Annotated in this window: 17 protein-coding genes; 13 read left to right on the top strand and 4 right to left on the bottom strand. The window is 36.0% G+C overall.

Annotated features, from left to right (window positions below; genetic code table 11):
• Positions 1-218: 218 nt before the first annotated feature.
• On the top strand, positions 219-1,898 hold the full coding sequence (ettA, locus tag ACLHG9_RS05675; RefSeq protein WP_410220525.1) for an energy-dependent translational throttle protein EttA: 1,680 nt from the start codon (positions 219-221) through the stop codon (positions 1,896-1,898).
• A gap of 202 nt (positions 1,899-2,100) precedes the next feature.
• Here the strand turns inward: ettA and ACLHG9_RS05670 are convergent, their stop codons facing one another.
• Positions 2,101-3,252: an acyl-CoA dehydrogenase gene (locus ACLHG9_RS05670; protein ID WP_410220524.1), complete on the bottom strand. Its 1,152-nt coding sequence runs from the start codon at positions 3,250-3,252 to the stop codon at positions 2,101-2,103.
• A gap of 236 nt (positions 3,253-3,488) precedes the next feature.
• Positions 3,489-3,893 (bottom strand): RNA-binding S4 domain-containing protein, encoded by a 405-nt coding sequence (locus tag ACLHG9_RS05665; protein ID WP_410220523.1) that lies wholly within the window; start codon positions 3,891-3,893, stop codon positions 3,489-3,491.
• A 78-nt stretch (positions 3,894-3,971) separates the two neighbouring features.
• Between ACLHG9_RS05665 and ACLHG9_RS05660 the strand changes: the two genes are divergently transcribed.
• The 8 genes from ACLHG9_RS05660 (at position 3,972) to miaA (ending at position 11,676) form a co-directional block, all read left to right on the top strand.
• Entirely contained in the window at positions 3,972-4,790 is an 819-nt protein-coding gene (locus tag ACLHG9_RS05660; protein WP_410220522.1) for a 2,3,4,5-tetrahydropyridine-2,6-dicarboxylate N-succinyltransferase, read from the top strand.
• 12 nt (positions 4,791-4,802) lie between these two features.
• Complete coding sequence (locus tag ACLHG9_RS05655; protein ID WP_410220521.1) at positions 4,803-6,005, top strand: glycosyltransferase family 4 protein; 1,203 nt, start codon at positions 4,803-4,805, stop codon at positions 6,003-6,005.
• A 49-nt stretch (positions 6,006-6,054) separates the two neighbouring features.
• Complete coding sequence (locus ACLHG9_RS05650) at positions 6,055-6,936, top strand: glycosyltransferase family 2 protein (RefSeq protein WP_410220520.1); 882 nt, start codon at positions 6,055-6,057, stop codon at positions 6,934-6,936.
• A gap of 4 nt (positions 6,937-6,940) precedes the next feature.
• Positions 6,941-7,933: a glycosyltransferase family 2 protein gene (locus ACLHG9_RS05645; RefSeq protein WP_410220519.1), complete on the top strand. Its 993-nt coding sequence runs from the start codon at positions 6,941-6,943 to the stop codon at positions 7,931-7,933.
• Between the two features lie 2 nt (positions 7,934-7,935).
• Complete coding sequence (locus ACLHG9_RS05640) at positions 7,936-8,499, top strand: L-threonylcarbamoyladenylate synthase (protein ID WP_410220518.1); 564 nt, start codon at positions 7,936-7,938, stop codon at positions 8,497-8,499.
• A 97-nt stretch (positions 8,500-8,596) separates the two neighbouring features.
• Complete coding sequence (locus ACLHG9_RS05635) at positions 8,597-10,006, top strand: CCA tRNA nucleotidyltransferase (protein ID WP_410220517.1); 1,410 nt, start codon at positions 8,597-8,599, stop codon at positions 10,004-10,006.
• A 66-nt stretch (positions 10,007-10,072) separates the two neighbouring features.
• Positions 10,073-10,726 carry an IS1096 element passenger TnpR family protein gene (locus ACLHG9_RS05630; RefSeq protein ID WP_410220516.1) on the top strand — a complete coding sequence of 218 codons (654 nt, stop codon included), beginning with the start codon at positions 10,073-10,075 and terminating at the stop codon, positions 10,724-10,726.
• Positions 10,727-10,767: 41 nt separating this feature from the next.
• Complete coding sequence (gene miaA, locus ACLHG9_RS05625) at positions 10,768-11,676, top strand: tRNA (adenosine(37)-N6)-dimethylallyltransferase MiaA (protein WP_410220515.1); 909 nt, start codon at positions 10,768-10,770, stop codon at positions 11,674-11,676.
• Here the strand turns inward: miaA and ACLHG9_RS05620 are convergent.
• A complete protein-coding gene (locus ACLHG9_RS05620) occupies positions 11,673-12,167 on the bottom strand; it encodes a cytidine deaminase (protein ID WP_410220514.1) in 495 nt (164 codons plus the stop codon). The genes miaA and ACLHG9_RS05620 overlap by 4 nt on opposite strands.
• Positions 12,168-12,377: 210 nt before the next feature.
• On the opposite strand from ACLHG9_RS05620, the gene ACLHG9_RS05615 reads away from it, so the two are divergent.
• From ACLHG9_RS05615 to ACLHG9_RS05600, 4 genes are read left to right on the top strand one after another with little or no spacing between them, the layout of a single operon-like run.
• A complete protein-coding gene (locus ACLHG9_RS05615) occupies positions 12,378-17,300 on the top strand; it encodes a translocation/assembly module TamB domain-containing protein (protein WP_410220513.1) in 4,923 nt (1,640 codons plus the stop codon).
• Positions 17,272-19,584 (top strand): BamA/TamA family outer membrane protein, encoded by a 2,313-nt coding sequence (locus ACLHG9_RS05610; protein WP_410220512.1) that lies wholly within the window; start codon positions 17,272-17,274, stop codon positions 19,582-19,584. The genes ACLHG9_RS05615 and ACLHG9_RS05610 overlap by 29 nt, the downstream gene beginning before the upstream one ends.
• 4 nt (positions 19,585-19,588) lie before the next feature.
• A complete protein-coding gene (locus tag ACLHG9_RS05605; protein ID WP_410220511.1) occupies positions 19,589-20,596 on the top strand; it encodes a YihY/virulence factor BrkB family protein in 1,008 nt (335 codons plus the stop codon).
• Entirely contained in the window at positions 20,596-20,751 is a 156-nt protein-coding gene (locus tag ACLHG9_RS05600) for a VOC family protein (RefSeq protein WP_410220510.1), read from the top strand. Before ACLHG9_RS05605 ends, ACLHG9_RS05600 begins: the two co-directional genes overlap by 1 nt.
• 262 nt (positions 20,752-21,013) lie before the next feature.
• On the opposite strand, the gene ACLHG9_RS05595 is transcribed toward ACLHG9_RS05600, so the two are convergent.
• Complete coding sequence (locus ACLHG9_RS05595; RefSeq protein WP_410220509.1) at positions 21,014-23,068, bottom strand: ATP-binding protein; 2,055 nt, start codon at positions 23,066-23,068, stop codon at positions 21,014-21,016.
• Positions 23,069-23,165 lie beyond the last annotated feature (97 nt).

Here is a 23,165-nt window from a genome sequence, read left to right as displayed (position 1 = left end):
CAGCTAAAAACAAGGCTATAAAAGGCTTTGTCGGTAAATTGTAAGGTTTATGTAACAGCAAAAATCAGCCAAATTGCCAGCAAACGTAAAGAAAAGCGCTAAGTTGGCAGAAGATGATGCTTTTTATCAGTGCACTAAAAAACGAATAAAGGAGACAATATTTATATTTTTAGCTCTCAAGTTTTAACTGCATCTTTGTACGCTTAATTAAAATTACTATGTCAGACGAGAAGATCATTTTTTCAATGGCCGGTGTAAGTAAAATTTACCCGCCACAAAAACAAGTCTTAAAAAATATATATTTATCCTTTTTTTACGGTGCTAAGATTGGCGTTGTAGGTTTAAACGGTTCGGGAAAATCATCCTTATTAAAAATCATTGCGGGATTAGATAAATCTATCCAGGGCGAAGTGGTGTTTTCACCAGGTTACTCGGTAGGTTATTTAGCGCAAGAACCAGAATTAGATCCTGAAAAAACCGTACGTGAAGTAGTTGAAGAAGGTGTAGCCGAAATAACTGCGATCCTTAAAGAATACGAAGAAATCAATGAAGCATTTGGTTTAGAAGAAAACTATTCTGATGCCGACAAAATGGACAAGTTGATGCAACGCCAGGGCGAGCTTCAAGATAAAATTGATGCTTCTAACGCCTGGGAATTAGACAACAAATTAGAGCGTGCAATGGACGCTTTACGTTGTCCGGACCCTGATACCAAAATCAGTGTATTATCAGGTGGTGAACGTCGTCGAGTAGCCTTATGCCGTTTGCTGCTACAATCACCAGATGTATTGTTGTTAGATGAGCCTACCAACCACTTAGATGCCGAAAGCATCGACTGGTTAGAACAATTCTTACAAAACTACGAAGGTACTGTAATTGCCGTAACCCACGATAGGTATTTCTTAGATAATGTTGCGGGCTGGATTTTAGAATTGGATCGTGGAGAAGGTATTCCATGGAAAGGCAATTACTCTTCATGGTTAGACCAAAAAGCAAAACGTTTAGCACAGGAAGAAAAAACCGAAAGCAAACGCCAAAAAGCCTTAGAACGTGAGTTAGAATGGGTTCGTATGGCACCAAAAGCTCGTCATGCCAAATCAAAAGCACGTTTATCTAACTACGAAAAATTAGCCAGCGAAGATGGAAGAGAGCGTGAAGAAAAATTAGAGCTGTTTATTCCTGCAGGACCTCGTTTGGGTAATGTAGTAATTGAAGCCAATAACATTTCCAAAGCTTACGATGGTAAATTGCTGTTTGAAAACTTAAGCTTCTCTTTACCACCAGCTGGTATTGTAGGCATTATTGGACCAAATGGTGCAGGTAAAACCACCCTTTTCCGTCTAATTACCGGTCAGGAACAACCAGACAGTGGCGATTTTAAAGTTGGCGAAACGGTAAAATTGGGTTATGTAGACCAAATGCACAATGATCTTAACCCTGATAAAACGGTTTACGAAAACATTACCGATGGCTTAGATAATATGTTATTGGGAAACAAACAAGTAAATTCAAGAGCCTATGTTTCTAAATTCAATTTCAATGGTGCAGACCAGCAAAAGAAAGTAGGCGTATTATCAGGTGGTGAACGTAACCGCGTTCATTTAGCCATTACCCTAAAAGAAGGTGCCAACGTTTTATTACTGGATGAGCCTACCAATGATATTGACGTAAATACTCTGCGTGCTTTAGAAGAAGCGTTAGAAAACTTTGGTGGTTGCGCTGTGGTTATTTCTCACGACAGATGGTTCTTAGATCGTATCTGTACGCACATTTTAGCTTTCGAAGGCGATTCGCAAGTGTATTTCTTTGAAGGTAATTACTCTGATTACGAAGAAAATCGTAAGAAACGTTTGGGAGATGTTACGCCTAAGCGCATCAGATATAAAAAACTGGGGTAGTTTCCTCGTTAAGGTGTTCAAAGAGTCGACTTACTTCATCATCCCGAACTCGTTTCAGGATCTTGAGAGCAAGAAAAATTATGCTAAGATTCTATCAAGTACGAAATGAAGCCAAGACCTTTGAACCCTTTCTTTTTTCTGTTATACAAAAAAGGCATCCCTGTTCAGAGATGCCGGATTTAGTATAGATTAGTTAATAGTTTTACTTTAAAATTTCGCGTGCGATTACAATCTTCTGTATTTCAGAAGTTCCTTCTCCTATTGTACATAATTTGCTATCGCGATAAAATTTTTCTACTGGAAAATCTTTGGTATAACCGTAGCCGCCAAAAATCTGAACTGCATCTGTAGCTACTCTCACCGATACTTCAGAGGCATAATATTTTGCCATAGCCGATTGCTTGGTTACAGGTAAACCGTTGTTCTTCAGGTAGGCAGCCTGCCTGATCAGCAATTCAGCCGCTTCAATTTCTGTTGCCATATCTGCCAGTTTAAAACTTATTCCTTGAAAAGAAGAGATCGGCACACCAAACTGTTGTCGTTCCTGCGCGTAAGCCAAAGCTGCATCATATGCGCCTCTGGCAATACCCAGGGCAAGGGCAGCAATAGAAATGCGACCGCCGTCTAATACTTTCATGGCTTGTTTAAAACCTTCGCCTTCTACCCCTAATAAGTTTTCTTTAGGCACGCGGCAATTATCAAAAATCATCTCAGTAGTTTCTGATGCCCTCATACCTAATTTATTTTCTTTTTTACCTGCCGAAAAACCCGGAGTTCCTCTTTCAACAACAATTGCAGAAATACCTTTTGAACTTCCAGCTTCTCCTGTACGCACCATTACTACTGCAACATCGCCAGATTTACCATGCGTAATCCAGTTCTTGGCACCATTAATTACATAGTGATCTCCATCTAATACTGCTGTGGTTTTCATGCGCAGTGCATCAGAACCTGTATTGGCTTCGGTCAAACCCCAAGCTCCTATCCATTGAGCAGTAGCCAATTTAGGCAACCATTTTTGCTTTTGTTCTTCGTTACCAAAAGCTAAGATATGCCCTGTACATAAAGAATTATGCGCAGCTACAGAAAGGCCTATCGAACCGCAAACCCTGGCTATCTCTACAATAACATCCACATATTCCTGATACCCAAAACCTGATCCGCCGTAATTTTCAGGCACGAGCACTCCCATTAAGCCTAATTCTCCTAATTGTTTAAAGATTTCGACTGGAAAATATTGCTGTTCGTCCCATTCCATTACATTTTGCCTGATTTTTTTCTCGGCAAAATCACTTACCATTTTTCTAATGATCCGTTGGTTCTCGCTTACTTCAAAGCTAAAGCCTGATTGCATAATTGATAAAGATTAAAAACAAAAAACTGTTTAAATCATTTGCTTAGATGCATTTTAATTTAAACAGTTTTGTTAGATTTATATTTGGTTGAGAGCAATGATAAACAAATTAAATTATACTTTCAAATGCTTTAAAAGCACTTTTTAGCAGAACAAATTGGTATTTGGTCTATTTGTGCCACCCATTATAATTACAGGTATTTTTACCATCTAATATTTTTTTAAGAATTTTCACATTATTCATCTTCTGTCTCAAACCAGTTATCTAAAAGCTCATCGGTATCTCTGCGTTCTTTCTTAGTTGGTCTACCGGTTCCACGGTCTCTGCGTAAAGCAGGTGCATAAAAAACAGACTTATAAGCTTTTGTTTCTTCAACCGGTGTAAGGTCTTTGTATTTGGTTACCGCTATTTTGGCATCTGTACGGTTATAAGAAAGCTCCAGTACCTCTATAATCTTACGTTCTGGTCCTTTAGACAAATGGTAAACATCACCAATCTTTACAATAGCCGATGGTTTCACATTCTGGCCATTTAATTTTACTCTTCCGGCCTTACAGGCCTCTGTTGCCATGCTCCTCGTTTTAAACATTCTGATGGCCCACAAATATTTATCTACACGTAATTTTTCTTTATCGTCCATAAATAATTCAAAAATAAGCAACTAAAGCATGACCTATTACAATATTTTGATTTATTTTGTAAAAATTTAAATTTTATCATGGTTGCAGATTTAAAAAAACTTATAGAAGAGGCCTGGGAAGACAGAGGTTTGCTTATTTACAATAATTATTGCGAAGCAATTGAAGAAGTGGTACAAAGGCTTGATAAAGGCGAATTACGAGTTGCTGAGCCAGTATTAAATAGCTGGGGCATTAACGAATGGGTAAAAAAAGCCGTTATTTTATATTTTCCGATAAAGCAGATGAAAGAAACAAAAGTTGGCCCTTTTGTTTTTCATGATAAAATGGATCTGAAGACTAATTACAAAGATGCCGGTGTAAGAGTAGTGCCGCACGCTATAGCTCGTTATGGCGCTTATTTAGCTCCCGGAGTCATAATGATGCCTTCATATGTAAACATAGGCGCTCATGTAGATGAGGGTACAATGGTTGATACTTGGGCTACTGTTGGTTCATGCGCCCAAATTGGTAAACGTGTGCATTTAAGTGGAGGAGTAGGCATTGGCGGTGTTTTAGAACCTGTACAGGCTGCTCCGGTAATTATAGAAGATGATTGCTTTATAGGTTCAAGAGCAATAGTAGTAGAAGGCGTAAGAGTAGAAAAAGAAGCTGTTTTAGGCGCTAATGTAGTGCTTACCGCCTCTACAAAAATTATTGATGTAACCGGCGAAACACCTGTTGAATACAAAGGTGTGGTACCTTCACGTTCGGTAGTTATTCCCGGTTCTTATACCAAAAAATTCCCTTCGGGTGAATATCAAGTGCCTTGTGCCTTAATTATTGGAAAACGTAAAGAATCTACCGATAAGAAAACATCCTTAAATGACGCATTAAGAGAAAATAATGTAGCTGTTTAAGCAAATCTGAAATTGGAGCAACAAAACGATTTACATACTGCACTACAGGAGAGCTCAAAGTCTTTTGACAGCTTTGAGCTTTCTACTTTAAAGATTGGCTACGACGGAAAGAGAGCAGCAAATAACCTTACAGGTCTAGGCAATTACAGTCGTTCGCTTATTGAACAGTTAGCTGTAATTTATCCTGCACATAATTTTTATATCTATACCGCTAAAATCAAAGAAAATCTCTTACAGTTACCCCTGTTTAAATTAGATAATGTACATTTAAAGTTAGCTAAAGTTAAAGGTGTAGCTAAAGTGATATGGCGAAGCTTTTCTGTAAAAAAACAGCTCATTAAAGATCAGATCAATCTGTTTCATGGTCTGAGCCACGAAATACCTTTTGGCATACAGCATACTCAGGTTAAAAGTGTTGTAACCATACATGATCTCATTTTTTTACGCATGCCGCAGCTTTATAAATGGATTGACCGAAAAATCTATACAGTTAAGAGCCGTTATGCCTGTGTAAATGCCGACCGGATTATTGCCATAAGTGAATGTACCAAAAAAGATATCATCGATTTTTACAACATACCACCCTCAAAAATTGATGTGGTTTACCAAAGTTGTGATGATATTTTTAAAAAGCCACTTACAGAAGAAACCAAAAAATCGGCTCGTGAAAAACACCAATTACCCGAACATTATATGTTAAGTGTTGGAACCATTGAAGCAAGAAAAAATTTAGGACTGATCATAGATGCTTTACCTCATATTAACGAGAAATATAAACTGGTTGTTATTGGTAAAGAAACCAGCTATGCAACATTGGTAAAAGAAAAAATAAAAAACAAGCAGCTTGAAAACAGGGTAATTTTTCTCAAGAATGTTCCATTTTCTGATTTTCCGGCAATTTATCAGAATGCAAACTTATTTATCTATCCTTCCAGATATGAAGGCTTTGGTATTCCTGTTATAGAAGCTTTATACAGTAAAGTTCCCGTAATTGCCACCGCTGGTTCGTGTCTTGAAGAGGCAGGCGGACCAGACAGCTTATATATACAGCCTGATGATGCTGAGGCATTGGCAAAAACAAGTAACCATATTTTATCAAATCCCGCTTTGGCAAAGCAAATGCAACATAAAGGTTATGAGTACGTTCAAAAGTTTAATAACAATTTAGTTGCACATAATCTTATGAATTGCTACCTTAAAACTTTGAGCAACTAAAACCAAGTCCTTTATTTATCTCTTAAACAATTAAATCTTTTTACCGTTAATGAAAGTTGCAGGTTTTACATTTATTCGCAATGCCGTTAAGAATGATTACCCCGTAGTAGAAGCTATCACTTCCATTCTTCCCATCTGTGATGAATTTATTGTAGCTCATGGCAATTCTGATGATGATACACTTAAACTGATTAAACAAATCGGCTCAGATAAAATCAGGATTATACAAACGGTATGGGATGATGACCTAAGAGAAGGCGGCAGAACCTTTGCACAGGAAACTGATAAGGCTTTTAATGCTATCAGCGCTGATGCTGACTGGGCTTTTTATATACAGGCCGATGAGTGTGTGCATGAGAAATATTTGCCTGTTATCAAAAAAGAAATGGAATTATGCTTAAATGATCAACGTATAGAAGGTTTATTGTTTAACTATAAACATTTCTACGGTTCTTATGATTTCTTTGCACAATCAAGGCGTTGGTACAGAAGGGAAATCAGGGTAATCCGTAATATTAAAGGCATGCACTCTTATCGCGATGCGCAGGGTTTTAGGTTCAACGACCGTAAAATCAGGGTTAAACATATTGATGCCTATATTTATCATTACGGCTGGGTAAAACCACCCAAAGGCCTTAACCAAAAGGTAAGAAATTTCAATAAGTTTTATACTCAGAACGATCAGTGGATAGACAATACTTATCCTGAAGCTACTGATTTTGATTATGGCAATGCCGATGAGTTGTTCAAGTTCACTGGTAGCCATCCATCTGTTTTTAGCTCAAGGGTAAAAAATGGCAACTGGAAATTTAATTTTGACCCTACACATCTCAAAAATAAAATGCCTTTTAGACGTAAAGCACTGGCATGGATAGAAAAAATAACTGGCATTAGGTGTTTTGAATATAAAAATTATAAAAAGGTAGCATAGGTAAATGACAGAGAACTTTAAAAGTATTTCGGTAGTTTTACCTAACTATAATGGTAAACATTTATTGGAAAAATATATTCCTTCTGTTTACCAAGCGTTACATCAGAGTCAGCTCGATTTTGAGTTTATTGTGATTGATGATTGTTCATGCGACGGTTCTGTTGAGTTTATCCAACAACATTATCCCAAAATACAGCTGATCAAAAACCTATACAACGCTGGTTTTTCTTATACCTGTAATCAAGGGATACAGCATGCATCTAAAGATCTTATTCTTTTGCTTAACTCTGATGTTGAACTTACTCCTGATTATTTCGAAAAACAATTAGGCTATTTTAATTTGCCCGATACCTTTGGTGTAATGGGTTGCATTATGAATTTCGACGGAAAGAAAATTGAAGATGCCGCCAGAATGCCAAAATTTAAGGGCTTTAAATTTAAAGCCAATCGTTTTTATTATGTTGAAGATACCGGCCATCTAACGTTTACCTGTTATCTATCGGGTGCCAATGCTTTAATAGACCGTAAAAAACTTATCATGTTAAATGGCTTTGATGAAATCTATTCGCCTTTTTATTTTGAAGATTTTGATTTAGGCCTTAGAGCATGGAAAATGGGCTGGTCTTTATACTACGAACATAAAGCTGTTTGTTTTCACCAAATCAGTTCATCTACCAATAAACTTAACAAATCAAACTTTGTTAAAATCATTTACAACAGAAACAGTTTTATTTTGCAAAGTATCCATTTAAATGGGACTAAAAGAACCTTATGGTATGTACAACTGTTCACACTTACTTTGCTTGGCCATTTCATAAAAGGTGATTTCTGGATATTAAAAAGTTTGAAACAATTTTTGATGATGCATACAGACATTGCCAGATCGCGCCACAAAAACAGACAACTTCAAAAACAGGTAGATGTAAATATCAGTTTAGAAAATATTATCGATACCATAAAAAATTCAATAACCGGTAAAAAAACCAAATGGTTGTAGTCATGAAAGAAGAAATCAATAAAGCGTTGGAAGTACTCAAAAACGGTGGTGTAATTCTTTATCCTACCGATACGGTTTGGGGCTTAGGCTGCGATGCCACAAATGAAACCGCTGTTGCAAAAGTAAACCAAATCAAGGGCAGATCGGCAGATAAAAGCCTTATTATATTGTTAGATAATGACAATAAACTCGCCTCTTATGTAAACGACATACCTGAAGTTGCTTATGATCTTATTGAATATGCCGAAAATCCTTTAACTATTGTTTTTTCAAATGCTAAAAACCTTGCCCCAAGTGCAATCAATGCCGATGGAAGTATAGGTATCCGTATTCCAAAATATGAGTTTTGCCAGCAGCTTTTACAACGTTTTAGAAAACCCATTGTTTCTACTTCAGCAAACATCAGCGGACAGCCCACTCCTCGCTTTTTTGATGAGATCAGTGATGAAATTCTGGAAGCGGTAGATTATGTAATTAACTGGGAACAGGAAAATAGAACAGTTAAAAAGCCCTCAACCATTATCAAATTGAGCCCATCCGGACAGTTTGAATTCATCAGAAAATAATAGGCTTTTTCTTTAAAGCTTATTTTACTGTGTTTTATTAACTTTGCAGGAGCGTTTTTACATACACAGGATTAATCCCTCAAATACACCTATCAACTTGTATAAAATTAATTTAGAAGACCCTGTTTTTCAGATATTAGCCGAAACCGCAGCTAAGGAAAGAACCGAGATATACGTAATAGGAGGTTTTGTAAGAGATATATTCTTAAAAAGACCTTCTAAAGACATTGATATTGTGGTATTGGGAAATGGGATAGATTTTGCCGAAAAAGTTGGTAAAAAACTCCGGTCTACCGTTTCCGTATTCAAGAATTTTGGTACGGCCATGCTTAAATACAACGAACTGGAAATTGAGTTTGTGGGTGCCAGAAAAGAATCATACCGGGCCAATTCACGCAAACCTATTGTAGAAAATGGCACCTTAGCCGATGATCAATTGCGCAGAGATTTCACCATAAACGCTTTAGCGATTTCACTTAATCCAAATAATTATGGCGAGGTTATAGATCCTTTTAACGGACTGGAAGATCTGGAAAATAAGCTAATTCGTACACCTTTAGACCCTGCTGTTACCTTTTCTGATGATCCACTCCGCATGATGCGGGCCACACGCTTTGCAACGCAACTCGATTTTAAAATAGATCAGGTAGCTTTAGTTGCCATACATACACAGAAAGAACGCATCAATATCGTATCAAAAGAACGCATTACCGATGAGTTGAACAAGATTATTTTAGCCAAAACCCCTTCTATTGGCTTTAACTACCTGTTTGATACGGGCTTGCTGCATCTAATTTTCCCGCAAATGGCAAAATTGCATGGAGTTGATACTCGAAACGGGAAAGCTCACAAGGATAATTTTTATCATACTTTACAGGTTTTAGATAATATCAGTCAAACTTCTGATGATCTGTGGTTACGTTGGGCAGCCATATTACACGATATCGCCAAGCCAGCTACCAAGCGCTTTGAAGAAGGACATGGGTGGACCTTTCACGGACATGAAGATAAAGGTGCAAGGATGGTACCTCAAATCTTCGCTCACCTTAAGTTACCACTTAATGATAAGATGAAGTTTGTGCAAAAGCTGGTATTACTTCATCTTCGCCCTATTGTTTTAGCACAAGATAAAGTAACTGACTCAGCCGTACGCAGACTTCTTTTTGAAGCCGGAAATGAAATAGAAAGCCTTATGTTGTTATGCCAGGCAGATGTTACAACCAAAAATGAATATAAGGTAAAAAAATACCGCAATAACTTTGAGCTGGTAAAACAAAAGCTCAAGGATGTTGAGGAACGTGACCAATTACGCAATTGGCAGCCGCCTGTTACAGGTAATGATATTATGCAAACCTTTGGTCTAAATGCGGGTAAGGAAGTAGGCTTACTAAAGAATGCAATAAGAGAAGCTATATTAGAAGGCGAAATAAGCAATAATTATCAGGAAGCCTATGATTTTATGCTTGAAAAAGGCAGGGAGATGGGCTTAAATCCTTCGTCAGAATAATTTAAAACGCTCAAAAATCATTAATAATTTATATTTTTACGTTAGCAATTTATTTTAATACCCAGAATGGCAATTTACAGATTTAGAATATCTTTTGAAGATTTTGATGACATTAACAGAGAAATAGATATTAAACCTGGTCAGACTTTCGAAGATTTACACAGAGCGATACACAAGTCAACAGGCTATAACGCCGAAAAACCTTCTTCGTTTTATGTAAGTACAGATAACTGGATCAAAGGCGAAGAAATTGCGCTTATGCCTAATCAGCGTAAAATAGATAATGGTGTGGTGTTAATGGAAAAAGCAAAGATCAGCAGTTTTATAGAAGACCCTCATCAAAAATTTTACTATATCTATAATTTTGAACGTCCGTATGATTTCCACGTTGAACTGATTAAGATCATTCTGGAAAACGATCCGAATATTGAATACCCTTATATTGTAAAAAGTGTTGGCGAAGCACCAAAAATCATGGATAAAAGCGGCTCTGTAGGCAGTGTAAACGTTGCCAGCAGTTCTTCATCAGATGATTTTGATTTCCTTAACGAAATGGATTTTGTACCTGAAGACACCGATGAACTTGAAGCCATGGGCGGCCGAGGCATCAATGCGCAGGAAGAAGATGAGGAAGATGAAAGTGAAGAAGATGATGTATTTTCTAACGACGAGGACGAATATGGCAATGATGATTATAGTGAAGACCGCGATGATTATTAAATAAACTGCCCGTTCAAAACCTTAAATATTACGACAAGCCCATGCCGCAAAAAAATCTTATCGTTGTAGTTGGGCCAACAGCCATTGGTAAAACTGCCTTAGCCATAGAATTAGCTAAGGCATTTAATACCGAAATCATATCTGCAGATTCACGTCAGTTTTTTAAAGAGATGAACATTGGCACAGCCAAACCTTCAATAGAAGAGCAGGCTGCCGCTCCACATCATTTTATCGGTTCGCATAGTGTTAACACTTTGTTCAGTACAGGCGATTTTGAATTAGAAGCACTGCAACTTATAGAAAAGCTTTTTAAAACACATGATACCATCATTATGGTGGGCGGTTCGGGTTTATACATCAATGCGGTATGCAATGGTTTGGATGACTTGCCAGAAATAGATCTGAATATAAGAGCACAATTGAATCTTCTTTTTGAAAATGAGGGCATAGAAGCCATCAGAAGTAAATTAGCACTGTTAGATCCTGAATATTTTGCAAAGGTTGATCAGCGTAACCCTCAGCGCATGATCAGAGGCTTAGAAGTGGTTTTATCTACCGGTAAGAAACTGAGCTCAATGCTAACTTCCCAAAAAAAACAACGGCCTTTTAGCATGATAAAAATTGGTTTAAACACCAAACGTGAAAATCTTTATAACCGCATTAACCAAAGGGTAGATTTAATGGTTAAGGAAGGACTAATTGAAGAAGTTAGAAGTTTAGAAAAATACAGAAATTACAATGCGCTCAATACTGTTGGCTACAGTGAAGTATTTGAATATTTGGATGGTAAAGCTGATCTTGAAACTACTATAGAAAAAATCAAACAAAATACCAGGCGTTTTGCTAAAAGACAAATTACCTGGTTTAAACGTGATGAGGAGATTAAATGGTTTGAACCTCAGCAAACACAAGAAATTCTATCTTATCTAAACACTGTTATTGCATCTTAAGCGCCCACACTTAACCTGTTCTCTACAAATAAAAAAGGCAGCAAGCTTTTAATACCCTTAACTTTTAGAATTTTTCCACCTATACAGTAAAACAATACGGTTATTGGTGTCTTTTGTTTCTGTTCAAACTCTGCCATAACTTGTAAACAGGCACCGCATGAGGTTACAGGTTGTTCTATCTTGAACTGATCTGTATATGCTGTAATGGCCATTTTACTAATTACTGCATCGGGATATTTGGCACCTATACCAAACAATGCCACCCGCTCAGCACATAAACCTGAAGGATAGGCTACATTTTCCTGGTTGCTTCCTAAAATAATCTCCCCGCTGTTCAATAAAACTGCATTGCCTACCTTAAATTTAGAATAAGGAGAATAAGAAGTACTTAAAGCCGCTTCAGCTTTTTCACAAAGCAGCTTGTCTTCATCACTTAATTCTGTTAAATTATAGTAGGTTTCGTAGTTAATTGTAAACTCCAATTTTTCCATAATTGTTAAACATAATCATTATTCCAGTTTTTTAAGAAAAAAATCAATTTTTATTCCTCTATCTAAACCTTTTATTGGCTTTTATTGTTTAAGTTTATAATATTTAGATAAGTCGATTTCAGTTTTATAAATTCTAATTCTTCCGTTTTGAAGCAGTTTTACAGCAAAAGTCTTAAAGTATTTCTTTGGGTTATAACCGGGCTTTTGAGTTTGGCAATCTTGCTTATTATACTGATCAATTTTTCATTTATCCAGAACCTCATCAAAAATCAGATTGTAAGCTATTTAAAAAACAAAACAAAGACCGAAATCAGTTTAGAAAAAGTACGGATTGCTTTCCCTGATGATATTTCACTAAACAAGCTCTACGTAGCCGACCTCAAAAAAGACACACTGCTTTATGCTGATAAGCTTAATGTGAATCTCAATTTATTCGCGCTTATTTTTTCCAATAAAATTGAAATCAAAGACCTTGAACTAAGCAGTGTTACCGCCAATGTAAAACGTATTAGTCCCGACACCACCTTTAACTTCTCTTTTTTAGTTAATGCTTTTATGAGCGAACAGGAAAAGCCTGAAGAAAAGGTAAAAAAAGACAGCAGTTCGACACTAAAATTTGCAATAGACCAAATTAGTTTCAACAAAATAAATATCCGTTATCATGATGATGTAGCAGGAAACGATATCCATTTCAGTTTAGGAAGTCTCAAGACAAAAATCAAATCTTTTGATCTAAACAACCAACGCTATGTAATCAAAAACTTAGCACTACAAAATACTTCATTAAACTATTTACAGCAAAAGCCATTGGTACATCTTGCACAGCATATTGTTAATAGCGTTGACAGTACGCAAAAACAAACCGGAAAATTGCCTACGATAGAATTTGAGACACTTGATCTAAACCGGATTAATATCAATTACAACGATGAATTGGCTGTAACCCGCTTAAAAAGTTTGATTGATACCCTTGGCTTTACCAATTTAAAGGTTGATTTGGCAAGTAGTAAATACATAGCTGATAAAGCCTTTCTTTATCATTCAAATGTAGGTTTTGCCTTTAAACCTGCGCCATCCAATAATCTCAGTAAATTAAAAGATAGTGTGTATAAACAACCCTCACCCCTGTTGGTAATGGTAAAACAGATAGATATTAAGGACAATGCCTTTAAATTTGATAATCTGGTAGCCAAAGCAACTTCATCAGGGATAGATTTTAACCATCTTGATGTGAGCAGACTGTTTTTAGGTGCAACAGACCTACAATACAACACCATAGCTACAAAAGCAAATGTGAAATATGGTTCTTTAACAGATAAAAGTGGTTTTAAACTAAATCAGCTTAGCGGCAGTGCTATTTACTCAGATAAACAAATCAAACTATCGGGTTTGATTCTTAAAACACCTTATACTAATATTGAAAATACAACTGAAATCAATTATTCATCACTTGATGATTTTTCCAAGCATCCTGAAAAAGTGAAAGTAAACCTCAGGCTAAAGAATACCATCATTGGATTAAAAGATGCTGCTTATTTCAGCAATGCCATTCCTAAAAATTATATCAATGAAAAAATTAAGATTAACGGCAGAGTGAATGGTTATTTAGGTAATCTATCTATTCCAGAATTACAGATAAACGGATTAAAGCATACAGAAATTGATATTAGCGGCCATGCAAAGGGATTGCCCGATATTAACAAAACTTTCCTCGACCTCGATATCAGGAAATTTAATCTCACCAAAAGAGATCTGCTGGCTGTTATTCCTAAAAAATCGTTACCCAAAAACATAGAGCTACCTGGTATTATTAACGCTAAAGGTAAATTTAACGGTAGCATGTCTGCCTTTAACGCTCGGTTTGACATTCATACCGATATGGGTAATGCAAAACTTATTGCTAAGCTTGGAGGTAGAAAGGGGCATGAAACTTATGCTGCAGATATTGATTTGTTAAATTTTAATGTAGGCAGGCTCATCAAGCAAGCGCAAACCATGGGTCGCATTACTACAAAAGCACAGATAAGAGGTAAGTATTTCGATCCTAAAAAAATAGATGCAACTTTTAAAGCGCAAGTATTTACCGCTTCTTATAATAAATACACTTACAAAAACTTAATTCTTTCAGGCCTCTATAAAAAACAGAATGTTAGTGTTAAAGGCGCTATGACCGATAGCAATGCCAATTTTAATCTGGACTTAAATGCGGGTTTAGCATCTAAATACCCTTCTGTTAAAGGTGTAGTCAATCTCAAGCAAATAGACCTGCAAAAACTAAACTTCAGTAAAACACCTTTAAGGATAGCCGGAAGCATCAACGCCGACATTAAAACTGCTGATGTAGATTTTCTAAACGGAGATATTTTTGCTACCAAACTCCAATTGGTAAAAGATAATCACCACTATGCCTTAGATACCATACAAATCAGCGCAAGCAGTACAAGCATAGCCAATAAACTTACCGTTAAATCTGAAATACTTACGGCGCAAGTAGAAGGCAAATATGAATTAAGCAAGTTGGGCAACGCTTTTATTAACCAGATCAACAAATATTACCAATTTGGCGAAAGTACTAAAATAGACCCCCAATCAGTTAGATTTAATGTTAACTTGTACTATCCCAAGTTTATCAAAGATTTTGTTCCACAGCTTACGGATTTTGCTCCCGCTCAGCTCAATGGTTTCTTAGACACCCAAAAAGACAGCCTGATTTTAAATGCTTCCTTCCCTAAAATTCTATATAGCAATTTCAATATTGATACAGTTAAATTCAATACAAGTAATGAGAATAACAAGTTAAGCTATAAGCTTACTGTTAACCATATCCAAAGCCCTTCCATTCAATTGTTTAATACAGAATTATCAGGCGAGGTAGCCAGTAACAATTTAGGTATAAACTTATTTTTAAGAGACAGGCAACGAAAAGATAAATATACATTGTCAGGTCTGTTGCAAGCAGTTAACCAAGATTTCAGATTCAACCTCATTCCCGACAAGCTAATATTGGATTATGAAAAATGGACCGTATCACCTGATAATTATATACAATTTGGCAAAACAGGTATTCTGGCACATAACTTCAATATGAGCAGAAATGAAGAAGTATTAAATATCAACAGTACTTCAGATCAGCTCAATGCACCTGTAAACGTAGAGTTCAAGAACTTTAAGATAGAAACGCTCACAAAATTTGCCGAAACGGACAGTACCTTGGTTGGCGGAACAATTAACGGTCTGGTAAATGTTAAAGAACTCATCGGCAGTCCTAAATTTGAAGCAAATCTTACGGTTAATAAACTAAGATATCTAAAAGACGAATTAGGTGACCTGAGCTTAAAAGTTAACAACGAAACAAAAAATGCTTTTGAAATAAACGCAGGTTTAACTGGTGTGCATGAACTTAATGCATCGGGCTTTTATTATACCTCGCCTAAAAGCAGTTTAGATTTAAAAGTAAATATTGCCAAAATAGATTTGCAACAGATTGAAAGCTTGAGCATGGGACAAATCAAACAGGGCAAAGGTACCCTAAACGGTACGTTCAGCATAAAAGGTGAACCAGCTGCTCCCCAGATTTTAGGTTCATTAAAATTTAATGATGCCTCTTTCAGAGTTGCTTATGTAAACTCATTCTTCAGGGTTCCAAATCAGGAAATAAAATTTGATACCGAGGGAGTACATTTCAATCGCTTTAATCTGCTCGACTCTTTGGGGCAGTCTGCTATTATTGATGGAACCATTTACACTGCCGATTTCAAGAACATTAAATTTGGCATCGATGCCAGAACCAATAATTTCAGGTTGATCAGTTCAACTGTACAAGATAATAATATGATTTATGGTACACTTTATCTTACAAGTACAATTAAAGTACGCGGTACTTTAAACAGTCCTGATGTAAACATGAACCTGAAAATAAACAAAGGAACTAAATTCTTTTATGCCCTTCCGGTTTCAGACCCTTCGGTAATTGACCAGGAAGGCATTGTACAATTTATTGATGAAGACGCCCCTTCATTTAATGGCGAAAAAAGCCTAAAGGTTGATAGTATCAGTACATCTTCTTTTAAAGGAATGAATTTGGTAGCCAATATCAGCATTGATCCTGAAGCAGAGCTAAGCGTAGTAGTTGACCCAGCAAACAATGATATACTTACCGCCCGGGGTATAGCCGATTTGAATGCTACCATTGATCCAAGTGGTAAAATAAGTATGACTGGAAAATATGAAGTAGAAGATGGATCTTATAGTTTATCGGTTATTCCTTTATCCAAAAAACCATTTAAACTGGTTAAAGGCAGTACCATTATCTGGACAGGCGAACCTACACAGGCCAATGTTAATCTAACGGCTTTATATGAAGTTAGTGCAGCACCTATAGACCTTTTAAATGACCCTTCAAATGTAACGGCAAAAACTAAAATGCCTTTTCAGGTGTATTTATATATAAAAGGAGAGTTATTAAAACCGCTGATTTCATTCAAGATAGATCTGCCTGAGGAAGAAAGAAGTTCTGATGTGGGAACTTTGGCTTATACCAAATTGCAAATTATTAACCGTGATGAGAATGAGCTTAATAAACAAGTTTTTGCTTTACTGGCTTTAAATAGGTTCATTGCCGATAATCCTTTTCAAAGCCTTGCAGGCGGAACAAGCGTAAATTCAATGGCACGTTCAAGTGTAAGCAAGTTGTTAAGCGCACAGTTAAATAGCCTGGCTTCGGATCTTATACAGGGAGTGGATATTAACTTTGACCTTAATTCTACCGATGATTATTCTACTGGTGCCTTAGAACATAAAACCGATTTAGAAGTGGCCTTATCTAAAAAATTATTTGATGATAGGCTTACTGTTACTGTAGGCAGCTCTTTTGCATTGGAAGGATCAAATACCTCTAACCAAAATGCAACGAATATTGCAGGAAATGTAAATGTTGAATATGCATTATCAAGAGATGGAAGATATAGGTTAAGAGCATATAGACGCAACCAAACCGAAGCTGTAATTGAAGGCCAGATCATTGAAACGGGCTTAGGTTTTACAATGGTGGTAGATTACAATAAGTTTCGCGAAATTTTTCAAAAAAGAAGAAACCGGGTAAGAAATGAGAGTGAACAGAAACCTAAAAATTAATTTAATTGCCGGAGTAACTTTGCTATTTACCTATTCGGTTTTAACAAGTTGCAGTAATACCCGTTATTTAAAACCGGGGCAGATACTTTATACAGGCGCTGTTGTAAAAGTTAATCCCGATAGTGCCAAAAAAGTAGACGATCAGAAACAACTGGTAAAAGATCTCGAAAGCAAAACCAGGCCCGCCCCTAACAAGTCTATATTAGGTTTAAAATTTAAATTGTTTATTTATAACCTGGCTGGAGAACCTACAAAACCCAAAGGTTTTAGACATTGGCTTAGAACCAAAGTTGGTGAACCACCGGTATTACTCAGTGATGTAAAGCTAAAATACAATACAGATGTACTAAAAAGCTACCTGATCAGCAAAGGATATTTACAGGCAACAGTAACGGCTGATACTGTAATAAAAAATAAAAAAGGCAAAGCCATATATACTGCCAATACAGATATCCGATACAAAATTAATCGAGTTACCTTTCCTCCTGATACAGGTAATCTTACCTCGGTTATTCAGCAAACATCACCAAAAAGCTTGGTAAAAACGGGAAACTTTTATGACCTCGAAACTTTCAAAAATGAGCGTTTAAGAATTGATAATGAATTAAAAGAGCGAGGATTCTTTTATTTTAATCCCGACTTTATTATTATGCAGGTTGACAGTACAATTGGCAAAAACATGACCAATGTAAACGTAAGAATAAAAAATACCAGTCCTGCTGAGGCATTGAAGCCTTACAGGATCAATAACATCAATATTTTTCCTAATTACAATCTTCGCCGCGATAGCATCTTGAGGAAACTAACACCAACCACTTATAAAGACTTTAACATTTACGATAACCGGAATACCTTTAAACCAAAAGTTTTTGATCGTCTGGTTTTCTTTTCAAAAGGCGAAACTTACAACCGTAAAGACCATAATCAATCGTTAAACCGTATGGTGAATTTAGGCACCTTTCAGGATGTAAGAATGGAATTTATACCTCATAGCGGGTTTAAAGATGATATTCTGGATTTAAATATTTACTTAACCCCCTTGAAAAAAAACTCACTTACTTTTTCGGTTACGGGTACAAACAAGTCGAACAATTTTATAGGATCTGAAATTAAGTTAACCCAAACAACTCGTAACTTATTTAGAGGTGCCGAACAATTAGATGTAAGTGTAAGTGGGGGGTTCGAAACTCAATACAGTGGTCGTACAAGTGGCATAAATTCTTATTCTCTTACCACGAATGGTAAACTAACTTTTCCAAGATTTATCATTCCCTTTTTTAAGTTCGAAAGCACAACAGCTTTTATCCCTAAAACTATTATATCATTGACTTACCAGTTGCTAAAGAGAGACACTCTTTATACGCTTAATTCGTTTAAGGCAGAATATGGTTATAACTGGAAAGAAAACCAGTTTAAAGAGCACAATCTAAACCCTTTTGTAATTAATCTGGTAAAACCAAGTAAAGGAGATAGTTTAAAATTAGCAGATTTGGAAGCACAAAATCCTGGGCTTAAACAATCTTTACAGAAACAATTTATATTAGGTAGTACCTATAATTTCACCTACACCAATCAAGCTCTAACCAATCGTCGAAATAACATTTATTTCTTTGGCGGAATTGAAACATCAGGAAATCTGCTGGGTTTATTCAACGTAAAAAATTCAGAAGGAGAAAGAACTTTATTTGGCCAGCCCTTAACCCAGTTTGTAAGGATAGAAACCGACCTGCGTGATTATTATAAGATTAATCGTAAGGTAACCTGGGTTAACCGTTTAAATTTAGGCTATGGCTATGCTTATGGTAACAGCACTTCAATGCCTTTTATTAGGCAGTTCTTTGCTGGCGGAAGCAGTGATGTTCGTGCTTTCAGGGCACGATCTTTAGGACCGGGCACCTATCAGATACCTGATAATGTTACTTATGCAGACCAATCTGGAGATATTAAAGCGCTTTTTAATTCAGAATTAAGATTTAAATTAGTGAGCATATTTGAAGGAGCTGCTTTTGTTGATGCCGGTAATATCTGGCTCCGTAAAGCCGATGACAGACCCGGGTCTGGATTTAAACTTAAAAATGCTTTAGGTGAAATGGCTGTTGGCACAGGCTTAGGTTTGCGTGTAGATGCCAAAATATTTGTCATAAGACTTGATGGAGCGTTTCCATTAAGAAAACCTTACCTACCTACCGGAAATCGCTGGGTTTTGAACCAGATCGATTTTGGAAGTAAGAACTGGCGTAAAGACAATTTAATTTTAAATATCGGAATAGGTTATCCGTTTTAATGCCATGAAGAGACTATTGAGAATAATAAAGTTATTTTTCCATAACCTGTACCAGCTTTTTGCTGCTGCAGGTCAAGGCTTTATTGATGATAGAGTGATGAAATTAAGCGCCTCTTTGGCCTATTATACCATCTTTTCACTAACTCCTCTCATCATTATTATTCTTTCTTCTGTTACTTTATTTCTGGGTGATAATCTAGACCCCGGGACAAAAATATTTGGAGGAATCAGTGAACTCATAGGTACTCAAGCTACAGGTCAGTTAAGAACATTTGTAAACAATGCCAATCTTAGTGGGAGGAGTACTTTGGGTTTAACTATTGGTATTATTACCTTATTGATAGGTTCTTCAGCAATTTTTGTAGAAATACAAGATAGTATTAATCTGATCTGGAAAGTTAAGGCCATACCCAAAAAGGGATGGTTAAAATTTATCGTTAACAGGTTGTTATCCTTTTCACTTATTGCATCGTTAGGTTTTTTGCTACTTGTATCACTTATCCTTAATAGCGTAGTAGTAGCTATTGGAGGTAAATTAGATATTTATGCACAACGATTAGGCATAGGTTCAGTTTCTGAACTCCTCATGCTCATCATTACAAACATCCTAACTTATGCCGTAATAACGACCATATTTGTGGTAATCTTTAAAGTCCTCCCAGATGTAAAACTGAAATGGAAATCGGCTATTGTAGGTGCACTTTTTACGGCATTGCTGTTTAGCTTAGGCAAATACCTTATTGGAATTTACATTGAAAAAGGTAACCCGGGATCTACATTTGGTGCTGCGAGCTCTATTATCGTAATTTTAGTATGGATATATTACACTTCCATAATTTTATATTTTGGCGCAGAATTTACCCAGGCTTATGCCGAAAAATTTGACAAAGGAATTAGTCCTTCAAAGTATGCAGTACATTTAAAAACGGTAGTTATAGAAAAAGAAGTAAAAGAGCTGCCGCCTCAACACCCTGAAGAGATTACACCTGTAAAAACAGCTAAAAAGACATAATGCATACCATTGCTTATTTTGAGGTACAATCTTCTGATCCTGAACGTGATATTAAATTTTATCAACGTGTTTTAACTGGGCTTTTTATTAAACAGGAAGATTTACCTATTGAGTATTACCGGATAGAAACAAACGGGATTGCAGGGGGCTATTAAAACGTCCTGCAGCTCTCCCTCCAATAGCATCTGGCACCAATGCCTATACCTGTTCTATCCAAGTAGAAAATTTTGACTTAACCGCAGCGCTTATTATAGAGAATGGCGGTCGGGTAACTTTACCCAAATTCGCTGTAGCGGGCAAATACTGGCAGGGTTATTTTTTAGATGCAGACAACAATACTTTTGGTATTTTTGAAGCCAATGAAAATGCAAGGTAAAATTGACTTATCTTACATTTATTTTTTGATCGGTAGAAATTCTAATTAATATACTTTGTAATCTTATCCATCAATTCTTTTTCAGAAAATGGTTTTAGTACCAGATCATTAATTCCGGACGATAAGTATTTAATTCTGTCTTCTTCCAATACATTGGCCGTTATAGCTAAAATATGAATAGATGATTTGCTTTTATTTTTCAGCTTTCTGATACGTTGCGTAAGCTCTACACCACCCATTTCAGGCATTTGGATATCGGTCAAAACCAGATCGTAATTGTTATGTTCAAATAAATGTAAGGCTTGTTTACCATCAAGCGCGGTATCAATACTAATATTATATTTTTTAATCACAGTTTCCGCTAAGAGTATGTTCATTTTGTTATCATCGGCCAGCAACACTCGTTTTCCTGATAAACGGCTTAAATTACCTGCCCCTATAATGTTCAATTGCTGATAGTCTTTTACTTCAGCATACTCATAGCCTATCTCAAAGAAAAAATTAGATCCTTTTCCTAACTCGCTTTCCACACCAATTGTTCCGCCTTGCAGCTCAATAATACGTTTGCATATAGCCAAACCTAAACCTGTACCTTTTTGTTTTACTTTGGAAGAAGAGTAATAAACTTGAGCAAATTCCTCAAAAATCATATGAATATCTTCCTGTGCTATACCAACACCAGTATCAACAACCTGTACTTTTAAAATTTCCTGTTTTTTAGCCCCTGTAACAATATCAGCTTTAAGTGTAACTGAACCATGATCGGTAAACTTAATGGCATTACTTAGCAAGTTCATAACTACCTGCTTTAATCTTAAAGAATCTCCTTTAAGATTAATACTATCATTAAAGGTAATATCTGTTTCAAGTTTCAGTCCTTTTGCTGATGCTTGTATGGAAATACTACTAATCAGCTCCTTTAATAATTCGGCAGGATTAAAAACAACTTCATCAAAGCTAACTTTGCCAGTTTCATATTTAGAAAAATCAAGAATATCATTCACCACATCCAATAACATAATAGACGAGGTACGTATAGCATTTACTTGCTCAGATTGTTTAGGTGTAAGATCCTGCTGTATGAGTTGTTCCGAAAAGCCTATAACCGAATTTAAAGGTGTTCTGATCTCATGACTCATATTTGCAAGAAACCTGCTTTTAGATTGTGCATATTGCGTGGCCTTTTTGGTATAATCAACCAGGTACTTTTCATTTTTATAGATTTTGAAGAGATTATAGAGTATAATAATACCTAATAAACAGAGTAGTACAATAGCTATTCTATAAAGCTTATCTATTGTACTCATATTAGCATCTATATTATCTTTTAAGATTTCTTCTGTTTTCTCATGCAATATGATTTCGTTGGCTTTAAAACTTTTTAAAGTTTTTACCACATCCCTGATTATTGTGGTATTTAAACCTAATATTTCAAGTTCTGCTTTTGATAAAAGATTTTTTCTTGAGTATAGGTTTCTGAAATAATTGTTCATCCTTTTAAGATGAACAAGATTATACTGTTTACTCTGTAATGCTGTATCGAGTTTAACTTCTTTACGGACAAATGTTATGAGCGAATCCTGATTTCGTTTAGCCTTGAAAGCATCAACCAAACGGCCAAGAAGTTTTTTTCTGTTTTTTTCCTGAACAGTAGTTCTTACCGTATCTACCGTAATCATGGTCTTAAACCTTCCAAATTTAAACTCACCATAAGTTTTAGGTTCAGCAGTTCTGATAGCGGTATCTATACCTGCTGAAACCTTAACCAGACTATCAGTAAGGTTCTTAAGCTTAAGATAAAGCGCTGTTTTTTGTCTTTTCTGCTCAAACAGATCTGCCAGTTTACTATTATTATTGGTATCTATACGGGCAATGATACTTGAAATCGTATCTATTTTTTTATTAAAGCTCTGTATGTATTTTTTATCAGCGGTCACTTCATACAAACGACAATCGTTATCTGCCCTATAAAGTAAAACAACACATGAATCAACTGCAGCAAAATCAGTTTTATTTTGCCAAAGTTCCTTTAAATGGGATATCAGTGCAGGTACTCTTCTTTTCTTCAGGTAGAAGAAAATTGAAGAAACCAACATTGTTAAAATAAGTAGCGCAACTAACCAGTAACGAAATGTACCGTCCTTTTTATGGTTAAACAATTTTATCTAAGTTTAATGATTTATTTAAGCATCA

The organism is Pedobacter sp. (genome assembly GCF_046462515.1).
In the GTDB taxonomy this organism is placed as follows: Bacteria; Bacteroidota; Bacteroidia; order Sphingobacteriales; family Sphingobacteriaceae; genus Pedobacter.
Note: the sequence above shows the minus strand (reverse complement) of the source record. Positions and strands in the feature narration are given on the sequence as shown.

Coding starts and splice junctions, on each gene's coding strand:
- ACLHG9_RS05670 (WP_410220524.1), bottom strand. CDS start 3,252: ATGCAATCAGGCTTTAGCTTTGAAGTAAGCGAGAACCAACGGATCATT.
- ACLHG9_RS05630 (WP_410220516.1), top strand. CDS start 10,073: ATGGCAATTTACAGATTTAGAATATCTTTTGAAGATTTTGATGACATT.
- ACLHG9_RS05650 (WP_410220520.1), top strand. CDS start 6,055: ATGAAAGTTGCAGGTTTTACATTTATTCGCAATGCCGTTAAGAATGAT.
- ACLHG9_RS05600 (WP_410220510.1), top strand. CDS start 20,596: ATGCATACCATTGCTTATTTTGAGGTACAATCTTCTGATCCTGAACGT.
- ACLHG9_RS05605 (WP_410220511.1), top strand. CDS start 19,589: ATGAAGAGACTATTGAGAATAATAAAGTTATTTTTCCATAACCTGTAC.
- ACLHG9_RS05595 (WP_410220509.1), bottom strand. CDS start 23,068: ATGTTGGTTTCTTCAATTTTCTTCTACCTGAAGAAAAGAAGAGTACCT.
- ACLHG9_RS05640 (WP_410220518.1), top strand. CDS start 7,936: ATGAAAGAAGAAATCAATAAAGCGTTGGAAGTACTCAAAAACGGTGGT.
- miaA (WP_410220515.1), top strand. CDS start 10,768: ATGCCGCAAAAAAATCTTATCGTTGTAGTTGGGCCAACAGCCATTGGT.
- ACLHG9_RS05620 (WP_410220514.1), bottom strand. CDS start 12,167: ATGGAAAAATTGGAGTTTACAATTAACTACGAAACCTACTATAATTTA.
- ACLHG9_RS05665 (WP_410220523.1), bottom strand. CDS start 3,893: ATGGACGATAAAGAAAAATTACGTGTAGATAAATATTTGTGGGCCATC.
- ACLHG9_RS05660 (WP_410220522.1), top strand. CDS start 3,972: ATGGTTGCAGATTTAAAAAAACTTATAGAAGAGGCCTGGGAAGACAGA.
- ACLHG9_RS05610 (WP_410220512.1), top strand. CDS start 17,272: ATGAGAGTGAACAGAAACCTAAAAATTAATTTAATTGCCGGAGTAACT.
- ACLHG9_RS05645 (WP_410220519.1), top strand. CDS start 6,941: ATGACAGAGAACTTTAAAAGTATTTCGGTAGTTTTACCTAACTATAAT.
- ettA (WP_410220525.1), top strand. CDS start 219: ATGTCAGACGAGAAGATCATTTTTTCAATGGCCGGTGTAAGTAAAATT.